The 17,452-nt window shown below is 74.4% G+C and carries 16 protein-coding genes; 3 read left to right on the plus strand and 13 right to left on the minus strand.

Annotation, left to right across the window (positions count from 1 at the left end; all coding sequences use genetic code 11):
• From K2224_RS02015 to K2224_RS02030, 4 genes are all read right to left on the minus strand, one after another.
• Positions 1-756 carry a phosphonatase-like hydrolase gene (locus tag K2224_RS02015; protein WP_221904927.1) on the minus strand — a complete coding sequence of 252 codons (756 nt, stop codon included), beginning with the start codon at positions 754-756 and terminating at the stop codon, positions 1-3.
• On the minus strand, positions 750-1,898 hold the full coding sequence (locus tag K2224_RS02020; RefSeq protein ID WP_221904928.1) for a TIGR03364 family FAD-dependent oxidoreductase: 1,149 nt from the start codon (positions 1,896-1,898) through the stop codon (positions 750-752). The genes K2224_RS02015 and K2224_RS02020 overlap by 7 nt, the downstream gene beginning before the upstream one ends.
• Before the next feature lie 189 nt (positions 1,899-2,087).
• Entirely contained in the window at positions 2,088-2,876 is a 789-nt protein-coding gene (locus K2224_RS02025; RefSeq protein ID WP_221904929.1) for a GntR family transcriptional regulator, read from the minus strand.
• 233 nt (positions 2,877-3,109) lie between these two features.
• Positions 3,110-4,306: an ROK family transcriptional regulator gene (locus K2224_RS02030; protein WP_221904930.1), complete on the minus strand. Its 1,197-nt coding sequence runs from the start codon at positions 4,304-4,306 to the stop codon at positions 3,110-3,112.
• A 56-nt stretch (positions 4,307-4,362) separates the two neighbouring features.
• Here K2224_RS02030 and K2224_RS02035 point away from each other — a divergent pair, with 56 nt between their 5' ends.
• Positions 4,363-5,499, plus strand: a complete 1,137-nt coding sequence (locus tag K2224_RS02035) for a Gfo/Idh/MocA family oxidoreductase (protein WP_221904931.1) — start codon at positions 4,363-4,365, stop codon at positions 5,497-5,499.
• Positions 5,496-5,984: a heme-degrading domain-containing protein gene (locus K2224_RS02040; protein WP_221904932.1), complete on the plus strand. Its 489-nt coding sequence runs from the start codon at positions 5,496-5,498 to the stop codon at positions 5,982-5,984. The genes K2224_RS02035 and K2224_RS02040 overlap by 4 nt, the downstream gene beginning before the upstream one ends.
• Positions 5,985-6,661: 677 nt before the next feature.
• On the opposite strand, the gene K2224_RS02045 is transcribed toward K2224_RS02040, so the two are convergent.
• The 6 genes from K2224_RS02045 to K2224_RS02070 form a co-directional block, all read right to left on the minus strand.
• Positions 6,662-7,519 carry a fumarylacetoacetate hydrolase family protein gene (locus K2224_RS02045; protein WP_221904933.1) on the minus strand — a complete coding sequence of 286 codons (858 nt, stop codon included), beginning with the start codon at positions 7,517-7,519 and terminating at the stop codon, positions 6,662-6,664.
• 137 nt (positions 7,520-7,656) lie between these two features.
• On the minus strand, positions 7,657-8,613 hold the full coding sequence (locus K2224_RS02050) for a YidC/Oxa1 family membrane protein insertase (RefSeq protein ID WP_221904934.1): 957 nt from the start codon (positions 8,611-8,613) through the stop codon (positions 7,657-7,659).
• Positions 8,614-8,823: 210 nt separating this feature from the next.
• Positions 8,824-9,129, minus strand: coding sequence for a DUF6412 domain-containing protein (locus K2224_RS02055; protein WP_221904935.1), 306 nt, complete (start codon positions 9,127-9,129; stop codon positions 8,824-8,826).
• Positions 9,130-9,335: 206 nt separating this feature from the next.
• A complete protein-coding gene (locus tag K2224_RS02060; protein ID WP_221904936.1) occupies positions 9,336-10,865 on the minus strand; it encodes a sodium:solute symporter in 1,530 nt (509 codons plus the stop codon).
• Positions 10,862-11,119, minus strand: coding sequence for a DUF3311 domain-containing protein (locus K2224_RS02065; protein WP_221904937.1), 258 nt, complete (start codon positions 11,117-11,119; stop codon positions 10,862-10,864). The genes K2224_RS02060 and K2224_RS02065 overlap by 4 nt, the downstream gene beginning before the upstream one ends.
• A 757-nt stretch (positions 11,120-11,876) precedes the next feature.
• Positions 11,877-13,226, minus strand: coding sequence for a DUF445 domain-containing protein (locus K2224_RS02070; protein ID WP_221904938.1), 1,350 nt, complete (start codon positions 13,224-13,226; stop codon positions 11,877-11,879).
• Positions 13,227-13,528: 302 nt separating this feature from the next.
• Here K2224_RS02070 and K2224_RS02075 point away from each other — a divergent pair, with 302 nt between their 5' ends.
• Positions 13,529-14,839 carry an SGNH/GDSL hydrolase family protein gene (locus K2224_RS02075; RefSeq protein ID WP_221904939.1) on the plus strand — a complete coding sequence of 437 codons (1,311 nt, stop codon included), beginning with the start codon at positions 13,529-13,531 and terminating at the stop codon, positions 14,837-14,839.
• Positions 14,840-14,854: 15 nt separating this feature from the next.
• Here the strand turns inward: K2224_RS02075 and K2224_RS02080 are convergent, their stop codons facing one another.
• The 3 genes from K2224_RS02080 to K2224_RS02090 are packed head-to-tail and all read right to left on the minus strand — an operon-like array spanning position 14,855 to position 17,450.
• A complete protein-coding gene (locus tag K2224_RS02080; protein ID WP_221904940.1) occupies positions 14,855-15,556 on the minus strand; it encodes a DUF1707 domain-containing protein in 702 nt (233 codons plus the stop codon).
• A 9-nt stretch (positions 15,557-15,565) separates the two neighbouring features.
• Positions 15,566-16,627, minus strand: a complete 1,062-nt coding sequence (locus K2224_RS02085; RefSeq protein ID WP_260692302.1) for an ATP-binding cassette domain-containing protein — start codon at positions 16,625-16,627, stop codon at positions 15,566-15,568.
• Positions 16,628-16,685: 58 nt separating this feature from the next.
• Positions 16,686-17,450 carry an ABC transporter permease gene (locus tag K2224_RS02090; protein WP_399019937.1) on the minus strand — a complete coding sequence of 255 codons (765 nt, stop codon included), beginning with the start codon at positions 17,448-17,450 and terminating at the stop codon, positions 16,686-16,688.
• Positions 17,451-17,452: the final 2 nt, after the last annotated feature.

The raw sequence follows: 17,452 nt of genomic DNA on the forward strand, positions 1-17,452 counted from the left end.
TCACACCACTCCCAGCAGGGCGGGCAGTTCGGCGACCGAGCCGAGGACGTGGGTGGCGCCGGCGGCCGACAGCCGGGCCGCGTCGTGGGCGCCGGTGCGCACCCCGGCGATCACCGACGCGCCGCTGCGGCGGCCGGCGATCATGTCGTAGGAGGTGTCGCCGGCCACCGCGATCTGCGCGACGTCGGCGGCGGCGCCGGTGCGGAGCAGGGCGGCCAGCACCATGTCCGGGTACGGGCGGCCGCGGCCGCCGGCGTCGGCCGGGCAGAGGGTGAGCCGGACCAGGTCGCGCCAGCCGAGCGCGTCGAGGATGGCGTCCTGGGTGACCCGGGCGAAGCCGGTGGTGAGGACGACGGTGCGGCCGGCGGCCTGGAGGGCCTCGATCGCGGCGCGGGCGCCGGGGACGGGGGCGATCCGGCCGTCGTCGACGAGGTCGCCGTAGGCCGCCTCGAAGGCGCGGTTGGCGCGCCGGGCGGCCTCCTCGGTGGCGTGCGGATCGCCGTCGGGGGCGGCGAACAGGTGCCGGAAGACGGAGATCTTGGACTCGCCCATGGTGGCGCGGACGTGGGCGAGTTGCTCGGCGTGCGCGGGGCTGCCGGGCTCGACGCCCATGTGGCGGGCGGCGGCGTCGAAGGCCCGCTCGACCAGGCCGCCGTCGGCGACGGTGGTGCCGGCCATGTCGAGGACGACGAGCCGGACGTCCTCGGGGCGGCGGGTGCCGGGGGTGTGGTCGGGGTGCGTCAACGGGCTCACCATCCCAGTGCTTTCGCGGTGGTCTCGGCGATGGCCGGGGAGCAGGTCATACCGCGTCCGCCGGGCCCGGTGACCAGCCAGACGCCATCGCGGACCTGCTGGCGGTGGACGACCCGGCTGGGGGCACCCCCGGCGGAGCCAGGGGGAGTGTCGGTGCACTGGGCGTAGACGCCGGCCCAGCGGTGGCGGATGCGGGGCAGCGGGCGGCCCAGGATCGCCTCGACGACGCCGGTGAGGTGCTCGTAGGGCTCCTCGACGGTGTCGAAGGCGAACGGGGTCTCGTACTCGTGGGTGTCGCCGATGGTCAGGCCGCCGTCGGCGCGCTGGACCATCAGCAGCTGCATCTTGTGGGCGGCGGCGGTCGGGGTCTGCGCCTGGCCTGCGTCGAGGGCGTCCAGGGCGTCGCCGCGGTAGGCGGGGTAGTAGCGGAAGCTGTCGGCGTCGGCGACGGAGGTGGTGAGCGCCTCGCCGAGCGGGTCGGTCTGCATCATCTGCAGGCGCACCCGGCGCACCGGCAGGTCGGGGACGAGCTCGCGGACCAGCCCGCCGAGCCAGGCGCCGGTGCACAGGATCACCGCGTCGCCGTGGTGGGTGGCGCCGTGGTCGTCGCGGACCGCGCGCTCGCCGACCACGTCGCGGACCTCCCGTCCGCCGAGGTAGGTGTACCGGCCGGACGCCGACAGGGCGTCCTTCAGGGCGCGTTGGGCGACCCGGGGTTCCACCGCGGCGTCCCGTTCGCACCACAGGGCGCCGGTGAACTCGCCGCGCAGGGCGGGGTTGAGGGCGCGGGCCTGCGCGGCGTCGAGGAGGCGGTAGCCGCGGGCGGCGGCGTCCGGGCGACGGGTCGCGGCCTCGGCGACGGCGCGCTCGGTGTCGTTGCGGACGACGGTCAGCGAACCGATGGCGCGGAAGCCGATGCCGGGGACGCGGGCGCCGATGCCCTCCCAGAGTTCGCGGGCGCGCAGCGCGGTGTCCAGCTCCTCGCCGCCGGCCCGGCCGCTGACCCAGATCTGTCCGAAGTTGCGGACCGAGGCGCCGCGGGCCTCGGCCTCCCGCTCGATGTGCAGGACCTCGTGCCCTCGTTCAACTGCGTGCCAGGCGTGCAGGGTTCCCAGCACGCCGGCTCCGACGACTATGACTCGCATGCCCCAGACGGTCGCGGCGGCGGGTGACCCGGAGGGGACGGTTCGGCGACGGGACGGTTAACACGCCTTCAAACTTGGCCTAGACCCGTTATCATTTCGTGACCTGAACCCCAACTGCCCGCCCCCGCCCACCGGGTAGACATCGGCCAGGGGCCCACCCACCCCCTACGGGCTCCTCCCCCGCCCCCCCTACGGGCCCTCGGTCCGCCCCCGCGCCCCACCGCCGCCCAGATGCGTGGTGAACGAGAACCGGTCGCCCCGGTAGAGCGAGCGGACCCGCTCCAGCGGACGGCCCTCGGTGTCCCGGGACAGCCGGTGGATGAGGAGCATCGGCAGCGCGCCCGGCGTGCCGATCAGCAGCGCCTCGCGCGGAGTGGCCAGGACCGTCTCCAGGCGCTCGTCCGCGTCCCCGAAGGCGATGCCGAGCCGCTCGCGGAGGTAGGCGTAGAAGGACGAGTCCGGCTCGAAGCCGGCCGCCAGGTCCGGGACCCGGGACACCGCGACATAGGTGCTCTCCAGGCCGACCCGCTCGTCGTCGGCGAGCAGCACCCGCTCCATGTGCCACACCGCGTCGCCCGCGGAGAGCCCCAGATCGCGGGCGAGCACCGGCGGAGCGGCGAAGCGGTCCAGCGAGACGAGGTGCCGGCCGGGCCTGCGGCCCTGGCGGCGGACGCCCTCGGTGTAGCTGGCGAGCGAGAGCGGCTGCTCCATCTTGGGCCCGGCGACGACCGTGCCGCGCCCCATCCGGCGCAGTCGCCCCTCCAGCACCAGCTCCCGGAGCGCCTGGCGCAGCGTCTCGCGGGACACCTCGAAGCGCAGGGCCAGTTCGCGCTCGGCGGGCAGCGGTTCGCCCTCGCCCAACTCCTCCAGCAGGGCGGCGAGATCGACCTTCGCCGCGTAGTACTTGGGGATGCGTCCGTGCTCGGGAATGCCGGACCGGACGGGTGCGCCAGGATCCTGGCCGTACGGGAACTCCACCCGGGGATCTTCGCATCAGGGCGGGCGGGCGGACGCGGGGACCCTCGGGCGCGGCAGGGACGCGGCCGGTACCCGGCCGGTACCCGGCCGGTTCACACCCGATATGCGTCCGGCTCGCATCCAGTACGCACCCGATATGCGTCCGGCTCGCATCCGACAGGACGGCGCGGCGGCACGACGGCGGGCGCCAACTCGCCCCGGACACACGGGGGTTCACCCCCTACGGCATACCCCTAGCGGAACAGCCCCTTCAGCACCAGCTCCGCCGCGCCGTCCGCGACCGCGCGGGAGCCGCCGCGGGCCGGCGCCACCGGTATCGCGGCGGCGGCCCCGGGACCGCCGCCGGAGGCCGCGCCCGGCCGGCCGCGCAGCGCCGCATGGTCGGCCAGGACCCGGGCCACGCCGTCCCGGAACACCTCCGGGTGGGCCAGGACGGTGCGGCCGCCGAGCAGCACCCGGTCGATGTCGAGCAGTTCGACGAGGTTGGCCGCGGCCACGCCCAGCACCCGGGCCGCCGCCGGCAGGTCGCCGCGGGCCACCGCGGCCAGGCACAGCGCCTCGACGCAGCCGCGCCGCCCGCAGCCGCACCGCGGCCCGTCCAGCTGCACCACCTGGTGGCCGAACTCGCCCGCCCCGGTGTGCGGCCCGCGGTAGAGGCCGCCGTCGAGGACGAGCCCGGCGCCGAGCCCCGTCCCCAGGTGGAGATAGGCGAACGAGCCGCCGTCCTCCTCGGGCGTGCGACCGAGGCCGAGGGCCGCCGCGTTGGTGTCCTTGTCGAGGACGACGGGCAGGCCGAGGCGGGCGGCGAGCGCGTCCCGCAGCGGGAAGCCGTCCCACCGGGGGGCGCCGGTGACCTGGCGCAGGACGCCGGTCGCATGGTCCAGGGGCCCCGGGCAGGCCACGCCCGCGCCGAGCACCTGCGGTCCGCCCGCCGCCCGCCGCAGCGCCGCGACCTCCCGGGCGACGGTGGCCAGGACGGGCCCGGCACCGGCGCCGAAGTCCAGCGGCGCACGGCGGACGGCGACCGGCCGGCCGGTGAGGTCGGCCAGGACGCAGATGATCTCGTCGCGGTCGAGGTGGACGCCGACGGCGTGCCGGGCGCCGGGGACGAGCCGCAGCACGGTACGGGGCTTGCCGCCCGTGGAGGCCCGGCGGCCGGCCTCGGCGACCAGGCCGCCGGCGCGCAGCCGTGCAGTGATCTTGCTGACCGCCTGCGGGGTGAGCCCGGTCCGCTCGGCCAGCTCCAGCCGGCTCGCGCCCTCCTCCCCCGCGGTACGCAGCAGCCCCAGCACCAGGGCGGCGTTGTGCCCGCGCAGGGCAAGGAGGTTGGCGCCGGGCGGGGCGGGGGTCCCCGGGGCGGCCGACGCCCCCGGCGCGCCCTCCCGCCGCTCGCCGCCGCCGTCCGGGTGATCGGAATCGTTGCTGCTCACCCTCCCATTCTCCGCACTGCTTGCACTTTGGCAACAGCGTTGCGAAAGTGGAAGGCATGAGCGACCCCGAAGCACCCGGCGCCCCCGCCGCGACCGCGACCCGCACCGCCCCCTTCCGCGTCGGCCTGATCGGTTACGGCCTGGCGGGCTCGGTCTTCCACGCCCCGCTGATCGCCGCCACCGACGGGCTGCTGCTCGACACCGTCTCGACCGGCAGCCCCGAGCGGCAGGCCCTGGCCCGCGCCGAGCACCCGCAGGTCCGCACGGTGGCCACCGCCCAGGAGGTCCTGGACCGGGCCGCCGCCGGCGACCTCGACCTGATCGTGCTGGCCTCGCCGAACAAGACGCACGTACCGCTCGCCACCGCCGCCCTGGAGGCCGGCGCCGCGGTCGTCGTCGACAAGCCGCTGGCCGCCACCGCCGCCGAGGCCGAACAGCTCGCCGCGCTCGCCGACCGCCGCGGCCTGCTGCTCTCGGTCTTCCAGAACCGCCGCTGGGACAACGACTTCCGCACCGTCCGCCAACTCCTCGCGGACGGCGCGCTCGGCGCGGTGCAGCGCTTCGAGTCCCGCTTCGAACGCTGGCGGCCGCAGCCCAAGGGCGGCTGGCGCGAGTCCGGCGACCCGGCCGAGCTGGGCGGACTCCTCTACGACCTCGGCAGCCACCTCGTCGACCAGGCGCTGACCCTCTTCGGCCCGGCGGCCTCGGTCTACGCCGAGTCCGACGTCCGCCGCCCGGGCGCCGAGGCCGACGACGACACCTTCCTCGCCGTCACCCATGCCAACGGCGTCCGCTCCCACCTCTGGGTGAGCGCCACCGCACCCCTGCTGGGCCCCCGCTTCCGGGTACTGGGCGACAAGGCCGGCTACACCAAGCACGGCCTGGACCCGCAGGAGGCGGCGCTGCGCGAGGGCCGGCGCCCGGGCGACGAGGACGCGGAGTGGGGCGTGGAACCGAGGGCCTGCTGGGGCCGGCTCGGCGCCGGGGCGTCCCCGCGGATGGGCGGCGGCGACCCGGTGCCGACGCTGCCGGGCGACTACCCCGCGTACTACGCCGCGATCGTCCGCGCCCTGCGGGACGGCGGCGAGCCGCCGGTGACCGCCGCCGAGGCCGCGGCCGCGCTGCGGGTCCTGGAGGCCGCCAGGACGTCGGCGGCCGAGGGCCGCACGGTCCGCATCGGGGACGGCGCATGAACGCCCCGGCCGTCGAGGACGAAATACGCACCCTGGAAGCGCACGAACGCCGCCTGGTCTTCGACGCGTTCGGCAACGAGGACGCCTGGGAACTGGGTTCGCTGCTGGCCGGACTGGCGCGGGAACGGGGCGCCGCGGTGACCATCGGCATCCGGCGCGGCGCCCAGCGACTCTTCCACTGCGCACTGCCGGGCACCTCCGCCGACAACGACGCCTGGATCGCCCGCAAGTCCGCCGTCGTCGAACGGTACGCGGAGTCGTCGTTCCTGGTCGGCGCCCGCTTCCGCGCCAAGGGCCGGACGTTCGAGGAGTCCTCCCACCTGGACCCGGACCGCTTCGCCGCGCACGGCGGGGCGTTCCCCATCCGGGTACGCGGCACGGGCGTCATCGGCGTGATCGCGGTCTCCGGCCTCCCCCAGGCCGAGGACCACGCACTGGTCGTGACTGCCCTCGAACGGTTCCTGGCGGGGCCGCGCCCCACGTAGCCCTGGCGGGGCCGCGCCCCACGTCTTCGGCTTTCCCGCCGTAGGGGTTCGCCTTTTGCGCCTGCGGCGCGGGTCCGCTGCGCGGGGGCTGTTCCGGCCCGCTGCGCGGGCGTTGTTGGTCCGCTGCGCGGGGCCGGTCCGCTGCGCGGGGCTGTCGGGTGCGGTGACGGGCCTCCGGGGCAGGGGTGTGCCGGACTGCTTCGCTTTACGTCCGGCACACCCCTGCCCCTCCGACCCGTCCCCTCCCGTTGTGGGTCATGAAAACCCGTAGACGGGGCAACGGTTGCCGGGTCCCTGCGGGCTCTGGACTGATGGGCGACCGTCCTCGAACGAGTAGCCGTCGGCCCTCAACAAGCAACCGTCAGCGGACCACTGGGGCCAGCCCCCACCCACCGTCTTATGACCACCCACGGGAGGGGACGGGCCGGAGGGGGTGGTGTGTCGGACGTAAAGCGCAGCAGTCCGACACACCACCCCCTCCGGCCCGGCACCGCACCCAACAGCCCCGCGCAGCGGACCCGCAACGCCCGCGAAGCGGGCCGGAACAGCCCCCGCGCAGCGGACCGGCAACGCCCGCGCAGCGGCAACACAATCAATGCGCCGCAGGCGCAAAGGCCAAGCGCCGCCAGGCGCAAAAAAGGCGAACCCCTACGGCGGGACAGCCGACAACGTGGGGATCAAGCCAAGCGCAGCGCCTGGCTTTGGCGCCCCAACCCGTCGATCTCCAGTTCCACCACATCGCCGGCCCGAAGATACGGCTTGGGGTCGGGTTGGCCCATCGCCACTCCCGCCGGGGTGCCGGTGTTGATCACGTCGCCCGGGTAGAGGGTCATGAACTGGCTCACGTAGCGGACCACTTCGGCCACCGGGAAGATCTGCTCGGCGGTCGAGCCGTCCTGTCTCAGCTCGCCGTTGACCCACAGCCGGATGCCCAGTGCCTGCGGGTCCGGTACCTCGTCGGCGGTCACCAGCCACGGGCCCAGCGGGTTGAACGTCTCGCAGTTCTTGCCCTTGTCCCACTGGCCGCCGCGCTCGATCTGGAAGGCGCGCTCGGACACGTCGTGCGCCACCGCGTAACCGGCCACCGCCGCCCGCGCCTGCTCGTCGTTCTCCAGATAGCGGACGGTACGGCCGATGACCACCGCCAGCTCGACCTCCCAGTCGGTCTTGACGCTGCCGCGCGGGATGAGCACGTCGTCGTCGGGGCCGACGACGGTGTCCGGGGCCTTCAGGAAGACGATCGGCTCCGCGGGGGTGGCGGCCCCGGTCTCCCGGGCGTGGTCGTGGTAGTTCAGCCCGATGCACACGACCTTGCCGATCCGGGCGACCGGCGGTCCGATGCGGAGCCCGGCGCCGTCCAGTACGGGCAGGTCGCCGGCGGCCGCGGCGGCCCGGATCCGGGCGAGTGCCGCGTCGTCCGCGAGCAGTGCACCGTCGATGTCCGTGACCAGGCCCGACAGGTCCCGCAGCACACCGGTCCCGTCGAGCAGCGCCGGGCGTTCCGCCCCCACCGGTCCGACACGCAGCAGCTTCATCGTCACAACTCCCGTGGTCGAAGGGTCGGTCCGGGAGGGGCCTCCCGGACCGGCCGATGGGGACGGCCATCGAGCGATTTGGCTGATCCTCCAAGAACGGGGTCCACTCTGCAAGACCCCGTTCACGGACTGGACCGTTACTGAGGGGTAGTGACGACCGGGGCGCCGTCGGGCCGTCGGCGCGCGGCGGCATTGGCCCTGGCCCGGGCCGCCTGCTGCCGCGCGGCCCGGGACTTGGCGCCGCCCCGCCGCACCGCCCGCGGCGCCGGGGAGGGGGCAGCGGGGGTCGAGTCGGGCTGCGGCCGCGGCTGCCCGGTGGTGCTCGTCACCGGCTTGCGGGTGCCGGTGGCCTTGTCGTCCGCTGCCGGGGCATCGGCGTTCGCCGGCTTCCGGGTGCGGTGGAGGAGGGCGCGCTCGCAGGCCGTCCAGGTCGTGCTCGTCACCAGGTAGAGGCCGGCCGCCAGCGGGACCACCGCGACCGTGATCAGCGTGCCGAAGGACAGCAGCGGCATCAGCTTGCCGAGTGCGCCCAGGCCCGGGGCCGTGGTGGACGCGGCGGGGGTCGGGGCGGCGGCCGCCGCGGCCCGGGCGCGGCGGTAGTTCCAGGTGGCGACCGCCGCGATCAGGGCGAACAGCGCGAGGTAGACCAGGCTCTGAGGGCCGGTCGGTCCGCCGTCGGCGAGGGCCCGGCGCCAGGTGCCGCCGAGCGGCGCGCCCAGCAGGGTGTGGTTCAGCAGGGTGCCGCCGCCGGTGGAGAAGAGGTGGTACATCACGAAGAAGACCGGGATCTGGAGCAGGCTCGGCAGGCAGCCGGCCAGCGGCGAGGAGCCGCTCTTGGCGTAGAGGTCGCTCATCGCCTGCTGGAGGCGCTCCCGGTCGCCGCCGTGTTTGCGCTGGAGGGCGGCGATCTGGGGGGCGAGGGCGGCGCGGGCCTTCTCGCCGCGGGCCGCCGCGCGGGCGAGCGGATGCAGGGCGGCGCGGACGCCGAGGGTGAACAGGACGATGGCGGCGGCGGTGGCCGCGGCGCCGAAGAGCGGTTCGATGAGCTGGGCACCGCGCGCCAGCGCCGCGCCGAGGATGTCGAAAACGGACATGGGTGAGCCCTCCACGGGTCTCGTCGTGCCGGAACGGAGAGACGGCGTGACGAGCCGCGCGGGCACGCACCGGCGCAGCGGTGGGACCGGTCGGGGGTCGGGACGTGGCTGATCAGAGCACGGTCCGGGCCAGGCCGAGCAGGGCAGGGCAGGCCAGGGACCGGGCAAGTGCCCGAGTGCAGCCGGACGTCGGGAGGTGCGCCGGAGCGGCTACGCGGCCGCCGGGAGGGCCCGGCCCGGTGCTCGCGGGCGCGGGCGGCCGGCGGCGTCGGGGTCGCGTTGCGGAAGGAAGGCCGTACGGCGCTCGCGGTCGCGGATGGCCGTGCGTATGCGGCCCGGTGGAACCGGGCGGGCGGTGGCGGCCAGGGCGAGGGCGCTGCACAGCAGCAGCACCGCGGCGGTGGTCGCGGCGGCGGCGAGGGACGTCGTCAGCCCGCTCTGGGCGAGCAGGAGTCCGGCGAGCAGGAAGAACAGCGCGCCGGTGTAGAGCCGCCAGGCATCGACGATGCGGTACATCCGGTGTCCCCCCTTCGCGCTCCCCCGCGCTTGCGTCGCTCTCGGTCGGCGATCCGATTCCGGTCCGACCGTCCGTTCCAGGGTAACCGCACCCGCGACCGGCCGCGACAACCAGTTCGAGGATTCACCCTCGGCAGTGAACGACAGGGAACGACAGGGACTGGCGGCGAACGGCGGTGAGCTGCGGCCGGTGGCGGGCACGGGCGTCACCGGGTGTCGTGCGCCTCCGCCGCCCCGGCCCCGGCCGCCTCCCCGGCCCGAGGGAACTCGTCGTCCAGCGCCAGCACTTCGGCGTCCGGGCGGTCGTCGCCGCGTTCACGCGAGCCGAGCCAGGTGACCGCCAGGGCCACCACGACGTTCACCGCGAGCCCGACGATGCCGGCGTTCACGCCCCAGACGGGATCGTGGCCGCCGAAGACCAGGACGCACACCACGGTGAAGCCCGCCGCCAGACCGCTCACCGCCGCGTACATCGTCAACCGCCGCCACAGCAGCCCCAGGAGGAGCATCGGCACCAGCTGGGCCATGCCCTCGTAGGAGATCAGGGAGAGCCGGACGAGGGTGGTGGGCGCGGTGTAGGTGAGCATCAGCGCGAGGGCCCCGGCGACCACCACGACCACCTGCGACCAGAGTTTCTGGCGGGACGCCAGGCGCGGCACCGCGCCGAGCACGCTCCGCCCCCACATCGTGCCGATGACCAGCATGAAGACCGCCATCGGCACGATCGAGGAGAGCGCCGCGGCCGCCCCGATCACACCGACCGCCCAGGCCGGCAGGGAGTCCACGACGAGCTTGAACAGTGCGAGGTTGGAATCGGCGCCGGTCAGACCCGGCACGACGAACAGCGCCGCCAGCCCCAGCAGCATCGGCACGAACAACAGGACGTTGTAGAAGGGCAGATACATCGCGTTGCGGCGCAGGGCGTCGGCGTTGCGGGCGCCCAGGTAGCCGGCCACCGTCGTCGGGAAGATCACCACCGTCAGGGAGTTGATCACGGTGGTGGTGACGAACCATGTCTGGCCCAGGCCGTTGGAGGCGTGGCCGGGGAAGGTCAGCCACTGCGGCTTCTCGGCGACGACGCGGTCCAGGAAGGGTCCGTAGCCGCCGAAGTAGTGCAGCGGGACGTACACCGCGAGGAAGCCGAGGGTGACGACGACCAGGATGTCCTTGAGGACCGACACCCAGGCGCTGCCGCGCAGTCCGCTGACGACGACGAAGCCGGTGGTCACCGCGAAGCCGATGAAATAGGCCCAGTCGAGGCTGATCGTGCCGTAGGAGAGGGTCGAGACGACCACGCCCATGCCGGTGATCTGGAGCTGGATGTAGGGCAGCAGGCAGACAGTGGCGAGGACGGCGACGGCGGCGCCGAGCCAGGGCCGGCGGTAGCGGTGGGCGACGATGTCGGTGATGCCGACCAGGCCGTGCCGGCGGGCGTAGGCCCACAGCATCGGGCCGACGACATAGCCGACGGCGTAGCCGCAGGACATGTAGGCCACGACGTAGAGCACCGGGGCGCCGAAGTTGTAGCCCCAGCCGGCCGCGCCGAGGTAGCTGAAGCTGGTGTAGCTCTCGCCGGCCATCAGCACCCAGATGAAGACGGCGCCCAGGCTCCGCCCGCCCACCGACCACTCGGTGAGCCCTCCGCCGGCCGTCCGCCCGCGGACCGCGAGCAGCCCCAGGACGACGGTCAGCAGCATGAACGCGGCGAAGACCGCGGTGGCGACGGCGGCGTTCACGGGCACCCCCCGGTCGTTCCGCCGCCGTCCCGGCCGTGGCCGCGCCGGAGGTCGCCACGGCGCGCCAGCCACACCGACACCGGGGTCAGCAGGATCGCGAGCAGCATCCAGAAGAAGAGCAACGGCAGGCCGAGCACGGTCGGGGTGACGCGGTTGACGGCCGGCAGCACGAGCAGGAACAGCACGTAGGGCAACAGCAGCCAGAGCAGCGCGCTGCGCCTTCGGGACCCCGGGGGCGGTGACTGGGTTTGCACGTGGCCCTAGCCTATCCGCTGCGCTTGGCTTGCCTCCCACGTTGTGGGCTTTCCCGCCGTAGGGGTTCGCCTTTTTGCGCCTGGCGGCGCTTGGCCTTTGCGCCTGCGGCGCATTGATTGTGTTGCCGCTGCGCGGGCATTGCCGGTCCGCTGCGCGGGGCTGTTCCGGCACCGCTTCGCGGGCATTGGTTTGCCGCTGCGCGGGGCTGTTGGGTGCGGTGCCGGGCCTGCGGGGGTGGTGTGTCGGACTGCTGCGCTTTACGTCCGACACACCACCCCCTCCGGCCCGTCCCCTCCCGTTGGGGGTCATAAGACGGTGGGTGGGGGCTGAGCCGGCTGGTCCGCTGACGGTCGCTTGTTGAGGGCTGACGGTCACTCGTTGAGGGACGGTCGCCCATCAGTCCACTGGGGGGCACTCGCCCACCGGGCGTGCAGCCCCAACTGGGTTGGAATTCACCCTCCAACGGGAGGGGACGGGTCGGAGGGGCAGGGGTGTGCCGGACGTAAAGCGCAGCAGTCCGGCACACCCCTGCCCCGGAGGCCCGTCACCGCACCCGACAGCCCCGCGCAGCGGACCCGCAACGCCCGCGCAGCGGGCCGGAAACGCCCCGCGCAGCGGACCGGCCCCGCGCAGCGGACCAACAACGCCCGCGAAGCGGGCCGGAACAGCCCCCGCGCAGCGGCCCCGCGCCGCCAGGCGCAAGCAAGGCGAACCCCTACGGCGGACACGCCGACGACGTGGGGAAAACCGGCGGCGTCAGCCGCCCACCGCTTGGGAGACCGCATAGATGCACAGGCCCGCCAGGGCGCCCACCACCGTGCCGTTGATGCGGATGAACTGCAGGTCGCGGCCGATGTGGGCCTCGATCTTCTTGGAGGTGTGTTCGGCGTCCCAGCCGGCGACGGTGTCGGTGATCAGGGCGGTGATCTCGCCCTGGTACGTCGTCACGACGTAGACCGCGGCGCCCTCCAGCCAGCCGTCGACCTTGTCGCGGAGCCGGGCGTCGGTGGCCAGCCGGGCGCCCAGGGAGAGCAGTGCGGCGCGTACCCGCAGCCGCAGCTCGCTCTGTTCGTCCTCGGCGGCGGCCACGATCATCGCGCGGACCGCGCCCCAGGCGGAGGCGATCAGGTCCTGCACCTCGCCGCGGCCCAGCACCTCGGACTTGAGCCGTTCGACCTTCTCGCGGGTGCCGGGGTCGGAGCGCAGGTCGGCGGCGAAGTCGGTCAGGAAGCGGTCCACCGCGCCGCGTGCCGGGTGGTCGGGCATGTCGCGCATCTCGGTGACGAAGCGCAGGAGTTCCTTGTAGACGCGGTCGCCCACCCTGCGGTCGACGAAGCGCGGGGTCCATCCGGGGGCGCCGCCGGAGACCGCGGCGAGCACCGCGTCGCCGTGGTCGACCAGCCAGTCGTGGGCGCGGGCGCAGACCAGGTCCACGACCCGGGTGTGGCCGCCCTCGGCGACGATCTTCTCCAGCAGGGCGCCGATGCCGGGCGCGACCTCCTGGGCGTCCGCGCGGCGGGTGATGGCCTCGCCGACGACCGCCTGGACGTCGGAGTCGCGCAGTACGGTCAGCGCGCCGCGCAGCGCGGTGGACAGCTCGGCGGTGACCCGGTCGGCGTTGCCCGGCTCGGCGAGCCAGCGGCCGAGCCGGGCGCCGATGCCGACCGAGCGCAGCCGGCGGCGGACCACCTCGCCGGAGAGGAAGTTCTCCCCCACGAAGTCGCCCAGGCTCTGCCCGAGCTGGTCCTTCTTGGTGGGGATGATCGCGGTGTGCGGGATCGGCAGGCCCATGGGCCGTTTGAACAGCGCGGTGACCGCGAACCAGTCGGCCAGCGCGCCGACCATGCCGGCCTCGGCGGCCGCCGCCACGAAGCCCGTCCACGCGCCGGCGCCGGCCGCCCCGGCCCACTTCGCCAGGGCGTAGACCACGGCCACGGCCAGCAGCAGCCCGGTGGCCAGGGTCTTCATCCGGCGGACGGCCTGCCGTTTCTCGGCGTCGGCGGCGCTGTAGCGGAAGCCGCCGGGCGCCGGGCGGCCGCCCGGGGCGCCGCCCGCCGCGGGCACCGGCTCCGCGGCCCGCGCCCCCTCGGTCGTCGTGTCGTCCATCCGCTCCACCGCTCCCGCCGTGTCCCCCGCCGACCGTACAGGCCGTACGCCCGTATGTGTCCCACAGTGCCCTACTACCGGAACCCGCCACGAGTTCCCGGTGCCCGGGACACCCGATCCGGAGCAGGGCGCCGGGCGGCCTGAGGGGGGTACGTGGGATCATTGATCACCGGCCGGACCGCGACGACGCTGTTCACCGGGCGTCCGCGGCCCGCCGCCCTCCTCCGGCCACCGCCGGGTGGGAGTGCCCCCAGTCCGCCCGGAGCGCGCAGCTCCGCCAGCCCCCTGGAGACCCCTCCGGCATGACCAGACGCGTGGGATACACCCTGCTCGCCGGCCTGGCGTCGGTGGTGGTGCTGATCTCGGCGGCGATATTCGCCGGTTTCGACGGCACTCCCGGCCTCCCGGGCGGCGCGCCGCCCGAGCCGCGGACCTCGGCGGCGCCGGCGGTCTCCGGGCAGTGGGTCGGCACCTGGTCGGCGGCGGTGGCCTCGGCGGAGCCCGGCACCAAGGACGGCTATGCGCAGATGTCGATCCGGAACGTCGTGCACACCAGCGTCGGCGGCTCCAGCGCCCGGATCCGGCTGTCCAACCTCTACGGCACCCGCCCGCTGCCGCTCAGCCACGCCTCGTTGGCCCTGTCGGCGGGCAGCGGCAGTCCGATCGCCACGGCCGGCAGCATGCGCCGGCTGACGTTCGGCGGCAAGCCGTCGGTGACGCTGCCGATCGGCGGCGAGCTCACCAGCGACCCGGTCCGGCTGGCCGTCCCCGGCAACGCCGACCTGCTGGTCACCACGTACTCCCCGGCCCCCTCGGGGCCGGCCACCTACCACCCCTACGCCCGCCAGACGTCCTATCTGGCGCGCGGCGACCGCACGGAGGACTCCGCGGGCACCGCCTATACGGAGCAGAGTCCGTACTGGCGCTATCTGACCGGCGTGGACGTGTGGACCACCAGGGCACGCGGTGCGGTGGTGGCGATCGGCGACTCGATCACCGACGGCATCACCTCCACGCCCGGCGCCAACCACCGCTGGACGGACTTCCTGGCGGCCCGGCTGCGGGACGAGCCGGGCGCCCCCCGCTACGGCGTCCTCAACACCGGCATCAGCGGCAACCGCCTGCTCACCGACAGCAGCCGCCTCGCCCCCACCAACGGCCCCAGCCTGCTCTCCCGTCTGGACCGTGACGTGCTGTCCCGTACGGGCGTGAAGGCGGTGGTGGTCGAGATCGGCGTGAACGACCTGTTCAAGGCGCCGCGCCAGCTCGACTCGCGGAAGGTCGTGGCGGGGATGCGGGAGGTGGTGCGGCGGGCGCACGCCCGCGGGCTGCGGGTCACCGGCAGCACCCTCACGCCGTTCGGCGGGCACCGCGGCTACTCCCGACGGCTCAACGCGGTACGCGAACAGGTCAACCGCCTGATCCGTTCCGGAGCCGTCTACGACGACGTCGTCGACTTCGACCGGGCGCTGCGCGATCCGGCGCACCCGCTGCGGCTGCTGCCGGCGTACGACTCCGGCGACCATCTGCACCCCAGCGACGCCGGCTACCGTGCGATGGCCGACGCGGTGGACGTGGACGGCCTGCGGCAGGCCGCGCCCGCCGCGCTCTGAGCCCGGCGGTCCCGGTCAGTCCAGTTCGCGGCGCTTCCGGCGCTCCTCCTTGAGCCGGCGCCGCTCCTCCTTGTGTTCGGCCTTGAGGCGCCGCTGCTCCTCCTTGGGCAGCTTGCGCTCCACGCCGACGCCGCCCATCAGGGCCAGCCCCGAGACGATCACCCGGGGTGCGCCGGGCTGGCCCGGCACCCCGTCCTCCCGGGAGTCGAAGCCGCCCATGATGCCCAGCCCGCGCACCTCGACCTCGACGCCCGGCGGCACGACGACGTTGACCCCGCCCATCACCGTCCAGACGTCGATCCGGACCTCCCGCTCGGCGAAGTCGGCCTCGCGCAGGTCGAGTTCGCCGCCGCCCATGAGGCACAGCGCGGTGAAGCGGCGTCCGATCGTCCACCGGCCCTTGCGCTCGAAGCCGCCCATGACGGCGATGCCGGTCGTGGAGCCCTGGGCGCCCTCGCGGATCCGCGCGGACCAGTCCACCGCGCCGTCGGGCAGCGGCTCCTTGCGGAGCGAGAGCGGGGGCGCGGCGGCCGCCGGCAGGTCGGCGGTGAGCCGCTCCAGTTCCCCGTAGGTGCGGGCCTTGTAGGCGGCGTCGAACCGCTCGTCGAACTCCGCCATGTCCAGCCGGCCCTCGGCGAGGGCGTCCCGCAGGATCTCGGTCACCCGCTCGCGGTCGGCGTCGGAGGCGCGCAGCTGGGGGAGCCGTTCGTCAGTCATACGGACAGATTAGGGCGTGTCCGTTGGATCAGGGGCGGAAAGTCCGCGGTGTGCGGTGCGGGGCCGCCGGGGCGGGGTGCCGGGGTCTCGGCGGGCCGCGCCGCCGCCCGCGTAGAGCTCGGCGATCAGGGTCTCGATGTCGGGTTCGCGCACCGCGAGGTCCACCAGCGGATAGCGGGCGGCGACCGCCGTCACCAGGGGGGCCGCGCTGCGCTCGGCGGGGAACGCCAGCCACTGCCGCGGGCCCTCCACCTTCACCGTGCGGGCGCCGGGAACGCCCTCGATGGGCGGGAGTTCCTCGGCCAGGTCCACCACCAGGGTGCGCTCGCCGTCCGCGGCGGCGCGCAGCCCGGCCAGGTCCCCGTCGAAGACCAGCCGGCCGTGGTCGATGACCATCACCCGGCGGCACAACTGCTCGATGTCGGTGAGGTCGTGGGTGGTCAGCAGGACCGTGACGCCGCGTTCGGCGTTGACCTCGCGCAGGAACGAGCGGACCCTGGCCTTGCTGACGACGTCCAGGCCGATGGTGGGCTCGTCGAGGTAGAGCACGTCGGGGTCGTGCAGCAGCGCGGCGGCGATGTCGCCGCGCATCCGCTGGCCGAGCGAGAGCTGGCGGACCGGCACCTCCAACAGGGGTGCGAGGTCGAGGAGTTCCACGCAGCGGTCGAGGTTGGCGCGGAAGACGGCGGCCGGGACGCGGTACATCCGGCGCACCAGCTCGTAGGAGTCCTTCAGCGGCAGGTCCCACCACAGGGTGGTGCGCTGTCCGAAGACCACGCCGATGCGGCGGGCGAGGCGGGTGCGCTCCCGGGAGGGGTCGATGCCGGCGACCCGCAGCCGGCCGCCGCTGGGCACCAGGATGCCGGTGAGCATCTTGATGGTGGTGGACTTCCCGGCGCCGTTGGGCCCGATGTAACCGACCATCTCGCCGCGCGGCACCTGGAAGGTGAGGCCGTCGACGGCACGGACCTGGTGCCGGGTGCGGCGCCAGCGGCCCGCCCGGCGGCGGACGGTGAAGACCTTCTCGACGCCCGTCAGCTCGATCAGCGGATCCCCGCCCACCGCGTCCATGGCAGCAACTCCCTTTCGTTCCATATGACTTGGTGTGGTGGTGCTTCGTGTCGTGGGGTCAGCTGCCGGTGCTGCGGTAGGCGCGGACGCCGTGCCGCCAGGCCAGTGCGGCGCCCGCGGCCATCAGCGCGGCCACCGCGGGGCCCAGGAAGGCCGTCCAGACCGGCAGGCCGAGGGGGTAGGGGCGGCCCAGCAGCCACAGTGCGGGCAGCCAGTTGACGAAGGCCAGCGGGACGACGAAGGTGACGCCGCGGACCAGGTCGCGGGCGAACACCGTCGGCGGGTACTGGAGCAGGGTGTTGCCGCCGTAGGTGAGGGAGTTCTGGAGCTCGGCGGCGTCCTGCGCCCAGAACTGGAAGGCCGCGCCGGCGGTGTAGACCGCGCCGAAGATCACCGCGCCGCACACCGTCATCAGCGGCACCATCAGGATCCGGCCGGGTGTCCAGTCCACCGCGATCCGGCCGGTCGACCACAGCAGCACCAGCAGCCCCTGGGCGGTGCGGCCCAGCCGGCGCAGCGCGAAGCGGTCCGCGGCGATCTGGGCGTAGACCGGGGCGGGGCGCAGCAGCAGGGTGTCGAGGGTGCCGTCGCGGATCCGGGCGCCCAGCCGCTCCACGTTGCCGACGACCAGGTCGGCGAGGCCCAGCGCGAGGCTGCAGGTGCCGTAGAGGAAGGCGACCTCGGGGAGGGTGAAGCCGCCGAGCGCGCGGACCCGGGAGAACATCAGCAGGATCGCGGCGAAGTCCAGTGCGCTGCCGGCGAAGTTGCCGAACGTCATCAGGGCGAACGAGGTCCGGTAGGCGAGCGTGGAGCGCACCCACATCC

Source organism: Streptomyces sp. BHT-5-2, assembly GCF_019774615.1.
Classification (GTDB): Bacteria; Actinomycetota; Actinomycetes; order Streptomycetales; family Streptomycetaceae; genus Streptomyces.

Excerpts from the sequence above, each read along its gene's own strand:
- K2224_RS02015 (WP_221904927.1), bottom strand. The coding sequence starts at position 756 with ATGGTGAGCCCGTTGACGCACCCCGACCACACCCCCGGCACCCGCCGC.
- K2224_RS02020 (WP_221904928.1), bottom strand. The coding sequence starts at position 1,898 with ATGCGAGTCATAGTCGTCGGAGCCGGCGTGCTGGGAACCCTGCACGCC.
- K2224_RS02035 (WP_221904931.1), top strand. The coding sequence starts at position 4,363 with ATGAGCGACCCCGAAGCACCCGGCGCCCCCGCCGCGACCGCGACCCGC.
- K2224_RS02040 (WP_221904932.1), top strand. The coding sequence starts at position 5,496 with ATGAACGCCCCGGCCGTCGAGGACGAAATACGCACCCTGGAAGCGCAC.
- K2224_RS02045 (WP_221904933.1), bottom strand. The coding sequence starts at position 7,519 with ATGAAGCTGCTGCGTGTCGGACCGGTGGGGGCGGAACGCCCGGCGCTG.
- K2224_RS02050 (WP_221904934.1), bottom strand. The coding sequence starts at position 8,613 with ATGTCCGTTTTCGACATCCTCGGCGCGGCGCTGGCGCGCGGTGCCCAG.
- K2224_RS02055 (WP_221904935.1), bottom strand. The coding sequence starts at position 9,129 with ATGTACCGCATCGTCGATGCCTGGCGGCTCTACACCGGCGCGCTGTTC.
- K2224_RS02070 (WP_221904938.1), bottom strand. The coding sequence starts at position 13,226 with ATGGACGACACGACGACCGAGGGGGCGCGGGCCGCGGAGCCGGTGCCC.
- K2224_RS02075 (WP_221904939.1), top strand. The coding sequence starts at position 13,529 with ATGACCAGACGCGTGGGATACACCCTGCTCGCCGGCCTGGCGTCGGTG.
- K2224_RS02080 (WP_221904940.1), bottom strand. The coding sequence starts at position 15,556 with ATGACTGACGAACGGCTCCCCCAGCTGCGCGCCTCCGACGCCGACCGC.
- K2224_RS02085 (WP_260692302.1), bottom strand. The coding sequence starts at position 16,627 with ATGGACGCGGTGGGCGGGGATCCGCTGATCGAGCTGACGGGCGTCGAG.
- K2224_RS02090 (WP_399019937.1), bottom strand. The coding sequence starts at position 17,450 with ATGTGGGTGCGCTCCACGCTCGCCTACCGGACCTCGTTCGCCCTGATG.